Raw genomic sequence first — 14,986 nt, 5'->3', positions numbered from 1 at the left:
TATAAAACAAGGCACGAAAAGTTCGTGCCTTGCCAGACCTTACTCTATCTTATGCAATTGTTTTGCTGTTATCCACTAGCAGGTCAATAGCTTTTCTGATTTTAAGATCAGCTGCTACTGCGTCGTTTCCGCCTTGCATAGCAAGCATTTGCGTAATTTTCTCCACGTCCATGTTGTACATTTCAGCCATTTTCTTAAGCTCTTCATTGATTTCTTCTTCCGTAGCTTCAATTTTTTCAGCTTCAGAGATCGCTTCAAGTACTAGGTTCGTTTTCACGCGTTTTCCAGCATCTTCTTTCATTTGCTCACGAAGAGCAGCTTCATCCGTGCCAGAGAACTGGAAGTAAAGGTCAAGGTTCATACCTTGCATTTGCAGACGTTGTCCAAATTCTTGAACCATACGGTCTAATTCTGTGTTGACCATTGCTTCTGGAATATCCACTTCTGCTGCATCAACCGCTTTGTCAACGACTGTATCGCGAGTGTGGTGCTCAGCTTCATGCTTTTTGCTTTCTTCAAGCTTCGTACGGATGCTTGCTTTAAGAGCGTCAAGCGTTTCAACTTCTGCATCAGCTTCTTTAGCAAATTCGTCGTTTAGCTCAGGAAGCTGTTTTGATTTAATTTCATGGATTTTCACTTTGAAGACTGCAGGCTTACCAGCAAGCTCAGTTGCATGGTATTCTTCAGGGAACGTAATGTTAACCTCTTTTTCAGTACCTGCTTTGTCTCCGATCAATTGCTCTTCAAATCCAGGGATGAAAGAACCAGATCCGATTTCAAGTGGATAGTTCTCAGCTTTTCCGCCTTCGAACGCTTCTCCGTCAACGAATCCTTCGAAATCGATAACAGCTGTATCACCGTTTTCTACTTCGCCTTCTTCTTTTACAACAAGCTCAGCTTGCTGCTCTTGAAGACGCTTGATTTCGCTGTCAACATCTTCGTCTGTTACAGATGCGTCGAATTCAGTAACTTCAAGCCCTTTATATTCACCAAGCTTAACTTCAGGTTTTACTGTAACTTTAGCAGTGAAAACAAGGTTGCTTCCTTTTTCCATTTGCTCGATGTCAACCTCTGGACGGTCAACTGGATCAATCCCAGCTTCTTCTACAGCTTGGCTGTATGCTTGCGGCAAGATGATGTCCAGAGCATCTTGGTATAGAGATTCTACTCCAAAACGCTGTTCAAACATTTTTCTTGGCATTTTTCCTTTACGGAAACCTGGTACGTTTACCTGTTTAACCACTTTTTTAAATGCCTGGTCAAGAGCTGTATCTACTTCAGAAGCCTCAACTTCAATCGTTAAGACACCTTGATTACCTTCTAACTTTTCCCATTTTGCACTCATTCAAAGTTCCCTCCAACATTACGTATTTCATTGAAAATCTTACATTTTCGTTACAACCATTCCATTATATCATAACAGACTTGTATTTCAACAAAGACCCGGATTGTTTCCGTATTAGTATCCTTGAAATTTATTCGGGCCGAACGTAAACCTCTCAATATCAAGGAGCTGTTCGACCGCTTTTTCTAAACTTTCAGGATGGATCTCGATTTCGGATTCTATGGCATCACAGGTGTCCATACCGCTCAGTTTACCAGCTGCACACTGAAGGGCACGTGCCCAATAATGAGAATCTGCCGGTTCGGGCACCTGAGGATAAATAGCAAGTATGTAGTCCCACCAAATCGTAACAGCAAATTCTGTCAGAGTCGGATTATCCTGTTCCAGCCGATCCTCCAATTCTTTTTTTACTTCAAGGTTAAATGGATCTTCATAGACATCGTGAAGTTCCTGAATGTTGATGGAATAGGTATTTCCAAACTTATGTAAGGTTACGGTTTCCTGTATGTCCTTTGATTTTAAATAGTTTAGTGCCATGGTCTTGATGCCTGGGTTACCCTCTTCATTTTCTAAGAACTCCCGGTAAACCGCTATAGTATCCTCTGGATTCATATAGCTTAATTGCTGCATGGCAATCCACTGGTTATGTATTTCACCACTTGTCATCATGTTCCGAAGGGTTTCAATTTCTTTGGAACGGTCCTGGTGCGGCTCTGGTGATAGATCAATCGGCGGTTCTGAATCATCTGTCATCTTCCGGCTGAAATGCAAAAGCTGATAAAAGGATTCTGCCTGAGCGGCTGGAAGCTGATGTTCCTCAAGCACCGCTTCAACAACTGACACGACGGATTCATATTCTGAAAGCTGAATAAGGACAGAAAGATAAATCTGCAATACATCAAAATATTCTCCGATTCCCTGCTTGAGCATTTTATCTGCTCTTATTTTCGCTTCTTGAAGCTGGCCAAGTTCAATCAGGCTTAACACAACACCCAGATGTCCCTGAGAATGTCCCGGTTCTATCTCCAGCAGCTGAAGAAAACAGGATAAAGATTCCTTAAATTGCTTTGCTTTTAGGGAAGACATTCCTTTTTCAAGCAATCTGGCCGGCAAATTAGGGAACAGTACGACATTGCTGATTTTCTTACCTTTTTTTTCATTAGCCATTAGGTTTCTTCACTTCCAGTTTCTATTTGCATCAGTTTAACAGTTTAAAGGCGTAAACTCAAGATGAGTCAGTCTTCAGGAAGTAACAATAAATCCTGCACAGCCATTGTGCAGGATTGCTCATATGTACAAATTTCCCTATAAGGGATAGGGAATAATAGGATAGAAGGCTTACGCCATCCCGATGCCACTAAACACTATTATTCCCGCCTAACTGTTATTCAAACCAAATGGCCGGATCTTGGAAGTGAACGGCTGCATTTGGCTGTTAGACTACTCCCATCTTGTTCTCGAATTGGCTGATCTCTTCATCATACCGCATGGTGATTGAAATTTCATCCCAGCCGTTCTGCAGCATCTCTTTCCAATAGGGATCAAAATCGAACGAAGCTGCCACCTTTGTACCTGCAGAGATTTCCTGGCGGTCCAGGCTGACGGTTAACTTCTTATTCCCGTTTTCCAAACTGGTTTTCAATTGATCAATCACCGGTTTAGGCAGGGTGATGACGAGAATGCCATTCTTCAAAGAGTTATTATAGAAGATATCCGCAAAGTCAGGAGCGATAATGACTTTGAATCCATAATCCTTCAGTGCCCATGGAGCGTGCTCTCTCGAAGATCCGCATCCGAAATTTGCACCTGCGATTAAAACCTCAGCTCCCTCTGCATCCTCCTGATTCAGTTCAAATTCAGTGTTCGGGGTGCCATCACGGTTGAAACGCCAATCGAAAAACAAATACTGGCCAAACCCACTGCGCTCGACCCGTTTTAGGAATTGCTTAGGAATAATCTGATCTGTATCCACATTTTCACGGTCTAATACGGCTGCTGTTCCGGTAAAAGTCTTAAATCCTGGCATACGCTTCACCTTCTCTCGTACCTGAAACAAATTTTCGGACGTCCACGAATTTACCTTCAATGGCAGCTGCTGCGGCCATCGCCGGACTCACAAGATGAGTTCTCGCTCCTTTGCCCTGCCTGCCCTCAAAGTTTCTGTTGGATGTGGAGGCACATCTCTCGCCTTCCGGAACGATATCCGGGTTCATCCCAAGACACATGGAGCATCCTGAATCTCTCCATTCAAAGCCTGCTTCCTGAAAAACATGGTGCAGACCTTCTTCTTCTGCCTTAACTTTTACTTGCTGTGAACCAGGAACCACAATCGCGTTGACCCCATCGTGAACTTTTTTTCCTTTAATGACTTGAGCTGCAGCCTTCAGATCACTTAGCCTTGAATTTGTACAAGACCCGATGAATACGTGCTGAACAGGTACTTCAGTCAGAGACTGTCCCGGTGCTAGACCCATATAGGCAAGTGCTTTTTGCAGGGATTCTCTCTCTCTTTCTGGTTGCCCTTCTTTAAATGAAGGAACATTCTCAGAGATTCCCACACCCATTGACGGATTCGTTCCCCAGGTGACCATCGGTTCAACTTCTGATGCATCGATCTCGATAACTTTGTCGTATGAGGCATTGGAATCCGACTTAAGATCCTCCCACTGCTTCACTTTTTCTTCAAATTCATAATCTTTAGGAGCGTATTTTCTTCCTCTAATATACTCATACGTTGTATCATCTGGTTCAATCAAACCTGCTTTCGCACCCGCTTCAATGGACATGTTGCACAATGTCATCCGTTCTTCCATTGTGAAATTTCTTACCGTCTCTCCCGTAAATTCAATGACATGTCCCGCACCGGCGTTAGTACCATGGCTGGCAATAAGAGCAAGTACAATGTCTTTGGCTGTTACGCCGAATCCTGGTTTTCCTTCAATATTCACTTTGAGCTGCTTCGGTTTTTGCTGCCAAAGTGTCTGGGTGGCCAGAACATGCTCCACTTCGCTCGTTCCAATCCCAAAAGCCAAGGCACCAAACGCTCCGTGTGTAGAAGTATGGCTGTCTCCGCATACGATAGTTTTGCCGGGTACCGTCAGGCCAAGCTCCGGACCGATGACATGTACGATTCCCTGGTCAGCAGAGTCAAGACCTTCCAAATGAATACCATATTCTTTGCAGTTTTCCTCAAGGGTTTGAATTTGCTTCAGCGCGATGCGGTCATCAATGACAAACCGATTTTTGGTCGGTATGTTATGATCCATCGTTGCAAAACAAAGGCCGGGTTTTCGGACTTTTCTATTTTTTTCCCGCAAGCCGGCAAAGGCTTGTGGGGAAGTCACCTCATGAAGGAGGTGCAGGTCAATATATAAAAGAGCGGGCTTGTTCATTTCCTGAATGACTGCGTGATTGTCCCAGATTTTATCTATGATTGTTTTTGCCATTTTGCGCCTTCCTCCTTACACATATACTTCAAGCAGCGTTGCGGCCGCCGCGTTTTCCTCCAGCCGGTAAACCAACTGTTCCACCATTTCATCTGTTGTAGAGACTCTGCTCTTTTTGGTTTGTATGTCACCCGTACGGAATTTCGCGTTCAGGACTTCCTGAACAGCCATTTCAATGGCATCCGCCTCTTCGTTCATATGAAAGGAATGTCTGAGCATCATTGCTGCTGAAAGGACCATTCCCAGCGGATTGGCCGTATTAGTTCCTGCAATATCAGGAGCTGAACCATGAACGGGTTCATACAATCCTGCACCTTCTTCACTCAATGATGCCGAAGCAAGCATTCCAAGAGATCCCGTAATCATGGAGGCTTCATCAGACAAGATGTCGCCAAACATATTCTCTGTCACGATGACATCAAATTGTGCAGGGTTCCGGACAAGCTGCATGGCCGCATTGTCAACAAGCATGTGTTCAACTTTAACATCTGGAAAGCTCTTCGCTATTTCGTTTACAACTTCCCTCCATAGTTTGCTTGATTCCAGCACATTGGCTTTATCCACTGAAGTCAGCTTTCCGGTTCTGGAAGCCGCGAGTTCAAACGCCTTTTTCACTACTCTCTCAATCTCTTGCCTATGATAGTACAGCGTGTCTACCGCTTCATCGGATCCTGTTCTTCCTTTTGGCTGAGCGAAATACAAGCCACCTGTCAGTTCTCTTACAAACACCAAGTCTACATTTTTGATCAGTTCAGGTTTTAGCGGAGAAATATCTGCTAATGGACTGAATGCTTTAACCGGCCTCAGATTGGCGAAAACGTTAAGTTCCTTACGGATTTGGAGCAGTCCGTGTTCGGGACGCTGATCCATGCCATCCCATTTAGGTCCACCCACGGCTCCCAAAAGAACCGCGTCACTCTTCTTGCATTGTTCAAGCGTTTCAGGGGGCAGTGGATTTCCTGTCTCATCGATGGCTTTACCGCCGATCGGCATCTCGGTCACTGTAAAACGATGCTGAAATCGGGATTCAATGGCTCTGAGCACCCGCAATGCCCCTTTCATTACTTCCGGTCCGATTCCGTCACCCGGCAAGACTGTAATTGTTTTTTCCATCTTGACCCCTCCTCATAAAATTTATAGACTGACTTTCACTAATTCTTCTTTTTGAACGTTCATAATCGTTTTGTTTAACGCATGAACGTATGCTTTTGCTGATGCTTGAAGAACATCCTGAGCGGTTCCGCTTCCGTTGATTTCCTGTTCCTCGTACTTTAGCAGAACATAGACCTGTGCTAATGCATCTCTTCCTGAACCGACGGATTGAATACGGTAATCTTTCAGCTGTACAGGCAGCGGCAGCATTTTATCCAATGTATTGTAAATGGCCTCTACACTTCCTGAGCCCGTGCCTGCTTCCTGGATGCTCTTTCCGTCTGGCGCTTTTAGGGTAATGGTTGCAGTAGGAATATTGTTCGTGCCATAGTTCACCTGAATATCACCTAACTGGTACATAGGGACTGGCGGCTGGATTTGATGTTCGAGAAGGAGGGCCAGAATGTCTTCTTCTGTGAGCTCCTTCTTCCGGTCGGCCAGTGCTTTAAATTCGTTGAACAGTTCATTAAGCTGTTCCTCACCGGGTTCAAAGCCCAGTTTGTTAATATGTTTCCGGAATGCGTGCCTCCCTGAATGCTTTCCGAGAACGAGCTGGTTGGAGGATACTCCAACAAGTTCGGGAGTGATAATCTCATACGTTGATTTTTCTTTTAGCACACCATCCTGATGGATTCCAGATTCATGAGCAAAGGCATTTCTTCCGACTACAGCCTTATTCGGCGGAACGCTGATTCCTGTCAGTCTGCTGACGAGTCCGCTCGTGCGGCTGATCTCTTTCAGTTCCAAACGTGTTTCCGCTTTATAAAAGGTATTTCGGATGGCGAGTGCTACGGCAATTTCTTCTAATGAAGCATTGCCCGCTCTTTCACCGATTCCGTTGATCGTACATTCAATCTGATCGGCTCCGTTCTCGATCGCTGCTAATGAATTAGCAACAGCCATGCCAAGGTCATCATGGCAATGAGCAGATAATTTCGCCTTATGGATGTTTGGTACATGCTCTCTCACGTACCGGAAAAGATGCCCATATTCAGCAGGGCTGTAATAGCCAACAGTATCCGGAAGATTAATGACGGTGGCACCGGCATCAATCACTTGCTCAATGATTTTTACGAGAAAAGCCAGATCTGACCGGCAAGCATCTTCTGCCGACCATTGTACGATTGGAAAACGCTCGCGTGCGTATTTCACAGATCGAACGGCTGTTTCAACCACTTCATCCGGAGTTTTCTTTAGTTTATATGTCATGTGGATCGGCGATGTTGCTAAGAAAACATGCAGCCGAGGTTCAGGTGATCCTTTTAATGCTTCCCATGCCGCATCAATATCCTTTGTCGTCGAACGGGCGAGGCCAGTTACCGAACTGTTCTTGATTTCATCGGAGATTTTTTTTACCGCTGCAAGATCACCAGGGGAGGCAGCCGGGAACCCTGCTTCAATGACATCTACACCGAGCCTCTCGAGCTGTTTGGCTATCTCAAGTTTTTCCTGGGCATTCAAGTTCACTCCTGCCGTTTGCTCTCCGTCTCTCAATGTTGTGTCAAAGATATCAATTTTTCGCACTTGTCACCGCCTCCTTCGTTTTTTCCTTTTGTTGTTTAACAAAAGGCATCATTGCTCTTAACTCGCGGCCGACTACTTCAATCGGATGATGTTTTTCACTCTCATTGATGGCATGGAACACTGGGCGGTTTGCCTGATTTTCCAAGATCCAGCCTTTAGCAAACTCTCCGCTTTGGATATCCTTCAGAACCGCTCTCATTTTCGTTCTTGTATCCTCATCTACGACTCTTGGACCGGATTGGAAATCGCCCCATTGAGCTGTATCAGAAATGGAATATCTCATTCCTTCAAGGCCGCCTTCGTACATCAAGTCAACAATCAGCTTCAGCTCGTGCAGACATTCAAAGTAGGCGACTTCTGGCTGGTACCCGGCTTCTACAAGAGTTTCAAAACCTGTCTTAACAAGTGAAGTCAATCCTCCGCACAAGACAGCCTGCTCACCGAACAGATCCGTTTCGGTTTCTTCTTTAAAGGTTGTTTCAAGAACGCCGGCTCTTGCAGCTCCAATCCCTTTTGCATATTCAAGCGCCGTTTCTTTCGCAGTTCCCGTCACATCCTGATAAACTGCGATCAGCGCAGGAACCCCAGCTCCAGCTTCATAAGTGCGTCTTACAAGATGTCCCGGTCCTTTAGGAGCAACAAGGAATACATCCACGAAATCCGGCGGAACGATCTGATGGAAATGAACATTGAAACCATGCGCAAAAACAAGTGCCTTCCCTGGAGTCAGCGCCGGTTCGATCTCCTTTTTATAGACTTGAGGCTGAAGTTCATCCGGCAGAAGAATCATGATGACATCCGCTTCATTGGAAGCTTCTTCTACAGATGCTACTCGGACACCATCTTCAACCGCCTGGTCAAATGATTTCCCCTGTCTTACACCAACTACAACGTCATATCCGCTTTCTTTCAAGTTCAAAGCGTGGGCATGCCCTTGAGATCCATATCCAATAACTGCTACCTTTTTTCCGTTTAAGTATTGATCAGCGATTTCCTTGTCATAATAAACTTTTGCCATTTTTACATCTCTCCCTAGGTTTTATAGTTATTTTTAGATAATAGAAAACTGATTCAGGTTATACACTGTTTTTTGTGTTCCGCGCGGCATTGCGGTAAGCCCTGTTCTGGAAATTTCCTTAATTCCGTATGGCCGCAGCAGCTCGATCAATGCCTCTACTTTTTCATTGTCGCCTGTCACCTCAATCGTGACGTTTTCAAGGCTTACATCAATGATGGCTGCTCTGAAAGGCTCAATAATAACTTTAATCTCACTCCGTGTATCTGGTGTGGTAATCACTTTAATCAGTGCCAATTCCCTGGCTACAAGTGCCATATCGGTGAGATCTTTTACTTTCAGCACATCGATCTGTTTATGCAGCTGTTTAAGCAGCTGTTCGAGTTTTCTGTCATCCTCGACCTGCACAACAATCGTAATTTTTGATATCCCCGGATCATCGGAATGTCCTACTGTGATGCTCTCAATGTTAAATTGCCTTTTTGTCAGGAGTCCTGTCAGCCGGTTTAACACACCGCTCTGGTTTAAAACGGTAGCTGTTATAATGCGCCTCATGGTTTCACCCCAATCATTTGATGAATCCCTTTCCCGGGAGCAATCATCGGATAGACATTTTCATCCGAAGTTACCCTGCAGTCGAGAAGGAAAGGAGAATTGGACTCCAGTGCCTGTGCAAGCTTCACTTTGGCATCCTCTTCTGTAGTAACAACCGCAGCGTCAATGCCATATGCGGCTGCCAGTTTTACAAAGTCAGGCTGAACAGGAATGAGGGATTGTGAATAACGTTCTTCATAAAAGATCTCCTGCCACTGCCTAACCATTCCAAGTGACTGGTTATTAACGATGACAATGATGACAGGCAGCTTCAATTCTTGAAGAACAGATAGCTCTTGTAATGTCATTTGGAATCCGCCATCACCTGTTACAGCAACAACAGGAAGTTCTGGATTTCCAATTTTCGCCCCGATTGCTGCCGGAAATCCGAATCCCATCGTTCCTAATCCTCCTGAAGTTACCCAGCGGTTTGGTTTGGAAAAACCATAATATTGCGCTGTCCACATCTGATGCTGTCCCACATCTGTCGTAATGACCGCTTCCCCTTTTGTTTCCTCATGAATGATTTCAAGCAATCTCTGGGGTTTTAGCGTTTCACCGTCTTTTTTATACCAGAGCGGATAACTGCTCTTCAGCTCAGATAAATGATAGACCCATTCTGTCGTATCTCCTGACGATGTGCTTTCTCGAAGCAATGCTGAAACGGTATGCTTTGCACAACCGACAATCGGAATCAGAGTTTCCACGTTCTTGCCGATCTCAGCCGGATCAATGTCAATATGGGCAACGGCTGCTTTCTTGGCGAAGTGATTTAGATCACCTGTCAAACGGTCATCGAACCGTGCTCCGATTCCAATCAGGAGATCACATTCGTGCAGAGCAATATTCGAGGCATAGGTGCCATGCATACCGGCCATTCCCAGGAAAAGGGGATGATCGGATGGGAAGCTGCCAAGCCCGAGCAATGTATTGGCGACCGGAATCCGATGCTGTTCAGCCAAGGTAAGGATTTCATTCTCTGCTCCAGCGAACAGCACACCCGCACCTGCAAGAATGACAGGTTTTTTTGCAGTGGCAATGGCGTCTGCCAGCCGTTTTACTTGGAGAAGGTTCGGCATGACTGTTGGCTGGTAACCTGGCAGTGTGACTTCTTTCGGTGTAGAAAATGCCCCTAAAGCAGTCGAAATATCTTTTGGAATGTCTACCAGAACCGGACCTGGCCTTCCTGTCTGAGCGATATGAAAGGCTTCCTGGACGATCCCGGGGAGGTCTTCCACTCTTCTTACCTGGTAGTTATGTTTGGTGATAGGCATCGTTACACCGACAATATCAGCTTCCTGGAAAGCGTCCGTACCGATTACAGTTGTTGCCACCTGCCCGGTGAAGATGACAAGCGGGAGAGAATCAATCATGGCATCAGCAATTCCAGTAACGAGATTGGTTGCCCCCGGCCCCGAGGTGGCGATGACAACTCCTGCTTTTCCGGTAACCCTTGCAAACCCTTGAGCTGCATGGATGGCTCCTTGCTCATGGCGGGTTAAAATATGTCTGATATTTTTCTTGTAAAGGGCATCATAGATTGGAAGGACAGCACCTCCAGGATAGCCGAACAAGACGTCTACCCCTTCTTTTTCAAGTGCCTCCATCAGCATGTCTGCTCCTGACATCATTTGAACTTTGCTTTTCTCTTCATCAGCCACCCAGCTGGCTTTCATTCCTGATTCCTCCCTTATAAAATCATAATAAAAAGCCTTCCCACCCAAAATGACAGTGTAATCCTGTCAAAGGGGTGAAAAGGCTTCTTTTCACGGTACCACCCTTCTTCGCGGCTATGCTGCTTGGCCGCCTCATGGACGAATACGTTCGCCCGGTTTGATAACAAGTTAACTCCTCTTTCGGGTTAACTCGGCCTGCCCTACTGGCCAATGGCTTTCGGACAGACACTCAGGGGTGAGGTCCTGATAAGAGCATTACCGGTTCCCAGCGCTTCCGGCTCTCTGTGAATACTCTGTTATCATTCTTCCCCTTCATCGATTTTGAATTATTTAACTTTTTTTACTAAAAGTTTATATTTTTAGAACTCCGCCAGTATTGGCTGAAGTAACCAGCTTGGAGTAACGGGCGAGATAGCCTTGTTTAATTTTGGGTTCAGGCTGTCTCCAATCCGTCTTTCTGCTTTCCAGTTCTTCGTTGCTCAGCATGATGTTGATCGATCTTTGAGTCAAATCAATGAAAATGTGGTCTCCGTTCTCCAGGAATGCGATTGGACCGCCTTCAGCTGCTTCAGGAGAAATATGACCGATGGAAATTCCCCTGGATGCTCCTGAAAATCTTCCGTCTGTAATTAAAGCGACCTTTGTGCTTAGTCCCATTCCAGCGATTGCGGAGGTCGGTGAAAGCATCTCAGGCATTCCAGGTCCGCCTTTGGGGCCTTCATACCGGATAACCACAACGTGGCCTTCTTTTACTTTTCCGCTGTTGATGCCTTCTAACGCTTCATCCTGTGATTCAAAGACGATGGCTTCTCCTTCAAAATATTTGATCGATGGATCTACACCGCCCACCTTGATCACACAGCCGTCAGGTGCAAGGTTTCCATATAGAATGGAGAGTCCTCCTACAGGACTGTAGGCGTTATCAGGATATCTGATTACATCGCTGTTTGTAATGGAAGCATCTTTTATATTTTCATAGAGAGTTTTCCCCGAAATCGTGATCCGGTCTTTATGAACTGCTCCTTCAATGTGGCAGAGCTGTTTCATGATGGCACTGACTCCACCGGCATCATGGACATCCTGCATCGTGTAGTCGGATGCGGGACTGATCTTTGATAAATAAGGAACCCTCTCAGCTACTTCATTAATTCGTTTAAGATCGTATTCGATCCCCGCCTCATGTGCGATGGCCAGCATATGAAGTACGGTGTTTGTTGATCCTCCCATGGCCATATCCAATGCAAAAGCATCATCTATGGCTTCTTTTGTAATAATGTCTCTTGGCCGGATATCGCGTTCGACCAGATCCATCAAACAGGAGGCAGCATCTTTATAGAGCTTATCCCGCTCTTTCGAAGTGGCGACGAGTGTCCCGTTTCCCGGCAATGTAATTCCGAGCATTTCCATAATGGAGTTCATGCTGTTTGCGGTGAACATTCCGGAACAGGATCCGCAGGTCGGACAGGCGCTTGTTTCAAGCTCCAGCAGTTCTTCCCTCGACATCTTACCGGAAAGATGTGATCCGACTCCTTCGAATACAGAAACGAGCGAAAGTGATTTTCCAGTGGATGACTTCCCTGCTTCCATCGGGCCGCCTGAAACGAATACGGCAGGTACATTCGTTCTAACTGCTGCCATCAGCATGCCCGGCGTTATCTTGTCACAGTTTGGAATAAAAAAGACTCCGTCAAACCAGTGAGCATTAATGACTGTTTCCGCTGAATCAGCAATAATTTCCCGGCTCGGAAGCGAATAACGCATCCCGATGTGCCCCATGGCAATCCCATCATCGACGCCGATGGTATTAAACTCAAACGGGACACCGCCTGCTTCACGGATGGCTTGCTTAACTTGTTCGCCCACTTTATTGAGGTGCATATGTCCCGGAATGATATCTACATACGAGTTACAGACCCCGATAAATGGCTTGTTCATGTCTTCCTCTTTGACACCGGCAGCATGCAGCAAGCTGCGATGCGGTGCCCGGTCAATTCCTTTTTTTATCATGTTACTGCGCATAGACCACAACTCCTGTTACGTATGATTAGCCCGCTTGTACGGTAGTGGAAGCCGGATAGACTTTGACTCCCTCTTCGACAACTCTTTGCCTGAACGCTTGCAATAAAATGTTCGTGTGTTTTCCAGGAACACCTTCACCGATTACCCTGCCGTCCACTTTGATAACAGCAATGACTTCAGCAGCCGTCCCTGTAAGAAACACTTCATCAGCCACGTACACATCGTGTCTTGTAAATGGCTCTTCGCTAACGTTGTAGCCAAGTTCTGCAGCAATCTCAACGATAGCGTTCCTCGTAATTCCTTCAAGCGCCCCCAGGTAACCCGGCGGTGTTTTGATGCTATTTCCTTTAACAATAAATACGTTATCTGCAGAACCTTCGGCGACATAACCTTGGTCGTTCAGCATAAGCGCTTCGCTGACACCCGCCAGATTGGCTTCAATTTTGACGAGTATGTTGTTTAAGTAATTCAATGATTTTACTTTTGGACTCAAGACATCTGCGCGGTTCCTGCGGCTCGCAACTGTCACAATTTCGATTCCAGTCTCATAAAGTTTTTTAGGGAAGAGAGCCAGCTGTTCTGCAATGATGATAACCCCCGGTTTTTCGCAGGTAAATGGGTCCAGGCCAAGATTCCCTCTTCCACGGGATATGACTAAACGGATGTAGGCATCACGATATTGGTTTTTTTGGAGCGTCTCGACGATAATTTTTGTCAGCTCCTCTTTTGTGTGCGGAATGGTTAACATGATGGATTGAGCTGATTCAAACAGACGCTGTAGATGTTCATCAAGCCGATAAACATTTCCATTGTAGACTCGAATGCCTTCAAACACCCCATCTCCGTACAAAAAGCCGTGATCATAAACAGAGATTTTGGCATCTTCTTTCAAGACAAATTCACCGTCTACATAAACCCATTGTTCTAACATCGTGATCCTCCTTTTCTCCTTCGTAAATTGTTCGAATATTTAAATAGAATCTGATAATTGTTGATTATGTTACGCCCCTTTTTGTTCTAGGTCAACCACCTTTTTTGAAAAAAATTAATTTTCAGTTAATTCAGTTTTTTTGTATCCGCTTACATCCTTTGTGCCAAAGAGAAAAGAAAACGAAACGTGTCATTTGTAAACATTTTTGAAGCGCTTACAAAAATAGTCCAAGCACTCTTTAGTTAAGCAAAAGAAGACAAAAAAAAGACACCTTTTTCAGTACATTTAATCGATGTACTGAAAAAGGTGTCTATAGTATGTATGTTAGATGGCGTCCCAGGAGAGATTCGAACTCCCGACCGTACGCTTAGAAGGCGTATGCTCTATCCGGCTGAGCTACTGGGACATATGTATTTTAGAGCCCTTTCCGCTTAGCAATGCAACTTCATGCGATTGCAGAGCGCTGCGGGCACACAGTTTTGTTTTCCTCGGGGAAAACGTTATGATCAATCAATTCTCTTTGACTTTTCCAGTATAAAAAAGTCTTGCCTGTTTGTTTCCATTGCGACGTGAGAAATAGCAAATGGAGCGGGTGATGAGAATCGAACTCACGACCAGAGCTTGGAAGGCTCTTGTTTTACCACTAAACTACACCCGCAAGTAGGTAAATTAGGTCACTAACATCAGCGACATAAGTAAATATACTATATCCCATTCAGTATGTCAACAGATTTGGGGAGAAAAATCTCCCCATTGTTAAGAAAGCTGAAATTCACTTCTAAGGTCTTCTACTTCTTTTCCTTCAAGGTCCAAAAAGTATACATTCACCGTACTGCCTTCAACCTCAAAGATCGCGTAGGTTTTTTCAAAACGTTCTCTTGGCATTCTGATGCTGCCTGGATTGATATAGATATGGCCGTTCTTCTCAAAGCTGTGCGCTGTGTGAGAGTGTCCGTAACAAATAACCTTAGCTCCCGTTTCTTCTCCTCGGTAGGTTAGTGATACGAGTGACATTTTCACATTATACAGGTGGCCGTGCGTGACATAAAAGCAAGTGTCCCCAATCAGCTCTATAGCTTCTGTAGGAAGGTCAGGCGCAGCATAATCCATATTGCCCTGCACCGTGATAAAATCCTTTAATTCGCGGGAATCAGCAGTAAGCTCGGAATCTCCGCAATGAATCATTGCTTCTACTTCTCCTCGGTGACGGTCTTTGATCATTTCCAGTTCCTTTTTATATCCGTGGCTGTCACTGACGATTAAAACTTTCACAGTTGGCTAACC

At 45.3% G+C, this 14,986-nt stretch carries 13 protein-coding genes and 2 tRNA genes; all 15 read right to left on the bottom strand.

Features of this window, described 5'->3' with window-relative positions; genetic code table 11:
• Nucleotides 1-49 precede the first annotated feature (49 nt).
• The 15 genes from tig to AR335_RS07990 all read right to left on the bottom strand — a co-directional run bounded on the left by tig (nt 50) and on the right by AR335_RS07990 (nt 14,974).
• Nucleotides 50-1,345 carry a trigger factor gene (tig, locus tag AR335_RS08055; protein WP_053357657.1) on the bottom strand — a complete coding sequence of 432 codons (1,296 nt, stop codon included), beginning with the start codon at nt 1,343-1,345 and terminating at the stop codon, nt 50-52.
• A gap of 114 nt (nt 1,346-1,459) precedes the next feature.
• Nucleotides 1,460-2,512: a hypothetical protein gene (locus tag AR335_RS08050; RefSeq protein ID WP_062234040.1), complete on the bottom strand. Its 1,053-nt coding sequence runs from the start codon at nt 2,510-2,512 to the stop codon at nt 1,460-1,462.
• 268 nt (nt 2,513-2,780) lie between these two features.
• A complete protein-coding gene (gene leuD / locus AR335_RS08045) occupies nt 2,781-3,371 on the bottom strand; it encodes a 3-isopropylmalate dehydratase small subunit (protein WP_062234037.1) in 591 nt (196 codons plus the stop codon).
• On the bottom strand, nt 3,358-4,791 hold the full coding sequence (leuC, locus tag AR335_RS08040; protein WP_062234034.1) for a 3-isopropylmalate dehydratase large subunit: 1,434 nt from the start codon (nt 4,789-4,791) through the stop codon (nt 3,358-3,360). The genes leuD and leuC overlap by 14 nt, the downstream gene beginning before the upstream one ends.
• Before the next feature lie 15 nt (nt 4,792-4,806).
• On the bottom strand, nt 4,807-5,904 hold the full coding sequence (leuB, locus tag AR335_RS08035) for a 3-isopropylmalate dehydrogenase (RefSeq protein ID WP_062234030.1): 1,098 nt from the start codon (nt 5,902-5,904) through the stop codon (nt 4,807-4,809).
• Nucleotides 5,905-5,925: 21 nt separating this feature from the next.
• Complete coding sequence (locus AR335_RS08030; RefSeq protein ID WP_062234025.1) at nt 5,926-7,467, bottom strand: 2-isopropylmalate synthase; 1,542 nt, start codon at nt 7,465-7,467, stop codon at nt 5,926-5,928.
• Nucleotides 7,454-8,485, bottom strand: a complete 1,032-nt coding sequence (ilvC, locus tag AR335_RS08025) for a ketol-acid reductoisomerase (protein WP_062234022.1) — start codon at nt 8,483-8,485, stop codon at nt 7,454-7,456. Before ilvC ends, AR335_RS08030 begins: the two co-directional genes overlap by 14 nt.
• 33 nt (nt 8,486-8,518) lie before the next feature.
• Nucleotides 8,519-9,037: an acetolactate synthase small subunit gene (ilvN, locus tag AR335_RS08020; protein ID WP_053357650.1), complete on the bottom strand. Its 519-nt coding sequence runs from the start codon at nt 9,035-9,037 to the stop codon at nt 8,519-8,521.
• Entirely contained in the window at nt 9,034-10,752 is a 1,719-nt protein-coding gene (gene ilvB / locus AR335_RS08015; RefSeq protein ID WP_062234019.1) for an acetolactate synthase large subunit, read from the bottom strand. Before ilvB ends, ilvN begins: the two co-directional genes overlap by 4 nt.
• 14 nt (nt 10,753-10,766) lie before the next feature.
• Nucleotides 10,767-10,919 (bottom strand): hypothetical protein, encoded by a 153-nt coding sequence (locus AR335_RS23810; RefSeq protein ID WP_156418897.1) that lies wholly within the window; start codon nt 10,917-10,919, stop codon nt 10,767-10,769.
• A 184-nt stretch (nt 10,920-11,103) separates the two neighbouring features.
• Nucleotides 11,104-12,771, bottom strand: a complete 1,668-nt coding sequence (gene ilvD / locus AR335_RS08010) for a dihydroxy-acid dehydratase (protein ID WP_062234016.1) — start codon at nt 12,769-12,771, stop codon at nt 11,104-11,106.
• Between the two features lie 25 nt (nt 12,772-12,796).
• Nucleotides 12,797-13,702, bottom strand: coding sequence for a branched-chain-amino-acid transaminase (gene ilvE / locus AR335_RS08005; RefSeq protein ID WP_062234014.1), 906 nt, complete (start codon nt 13,700-13,702; stop codon nt 12,797-12,799).
• Nucleotides 13,703-14,031: 329 nt separating this feature from the next.
• Nucleotides 14,032-14,108, bottom strand: a tRNA-Arg gene (locus tag AR335_RS08000).
• A 178-nt stretch (nt 14,109-14,286) separates the two neighbouring features.
• Nucleotides 14,287-14,360 (bottom strand) — tRNA-Gly (locus tag AR335_RS07995).
• A 98-nt stretch (nt 14,361-14,458) separates the two neighbouring features.
• Nucleotides 14,459-14,974 carry a metallophosphoesterase family protein gene (locus AR335_RS07990; protein ID WP_062234012.1) on the bottom strand — a complete coding sequence of 172 codons (516 nt, stop codon included), beginning with the start codon at nt 14,972-14,974 and terminating at the stop codon, nt 14,459-14,461.
• Between the last annotated feature and the right edge of the window lie 12 nt (nt 14,975-14,986).

The organism is Fictibacillus sp. FJAT-27399 (assembly GCF_001510655.1).
Classification (GTDB): Bacteria; Bacillota; Bacilli; order Bacillales; family Fictibacillaceae; genus Fictibacillus_C; species Fictibacillus_C marinisediminis.
The sequence above is the reverse complement of the archived record's forward strand: the minus strand, read 5'-3'. Positions and strand labels throughout refer to the sequence as shown.

Excerpts from the sequence above, each read along its gene's own strand:
- ilvE (WP_062234014.1), bottom strand. The coding sequence starts at position 13,702 with ATGTTAGAACAATGGGTTTATGTAGACGGTGAATTTGTCTTGAAAGAA.
- leuC (WP_062234034.1), bottom strand. The coding sequence starts at position 4,791 with ATGGCAAAAACAATCATAGATAAAATCTGGGACAATCACGCAGTCATT.
- ilvN (WP_053357650.1), bottom strand. The coding sequence starts at position 9,037 with ATGAGGCGCATTATAACAGCTACCGTTTTAAACCAGAGCGGTGTGTTA.
- tig (WP_053357657.1), bottom strand. The coding sequence starts at position 1,345 with ATGAGTGCAAAATGGGAAAAGTTAGAAGGTAATCAAGGTGTCTTAACG.
- AR335_RS08050 (WP_062234040.1), bottom strand. The coding sequence starts at position 2,512 with ATGGCTAATGAAAAAAAAGGTAAGAAAATCAGCAATGTCGTACTGTTC.
- leuB (WP_062234030.1), bottom strand. The coding sequence starts at position 5,904 with ATGGAAAAAACAATTACAGTCTTGCCGGGTGACGGAATCGGACCGGAA.
- ilvB (WP_062234019.1), bottom strand. The coding sequence starts at position 10,752 with ATGAAAGCCAGCTGGGTGGCTGATGAAGAGAAAAGCAAAGTTCAAATG.
- ilvD (WP_062234016.1), bottom strand. The coding sequence starts at position 12,771 with ATGCGCAGTAACATGATAAAAAAAGGAATTGACCGGGCACCGCATCGC.
- leuD (WP_062234037.1), bottom strand. The coding sequence starts at position 3,371 with ATGCCAGGATTTAAGACTTTTACCGGAACAGCAGCCGTATTAGACCGT.
- ilvC (WP_062234022.1), bottom strand. The coding sequence starts at position 8,485 with ATGGCAAAAGTTTATTATGACAAGGAAATCGCTGATCAATACTTAAAC.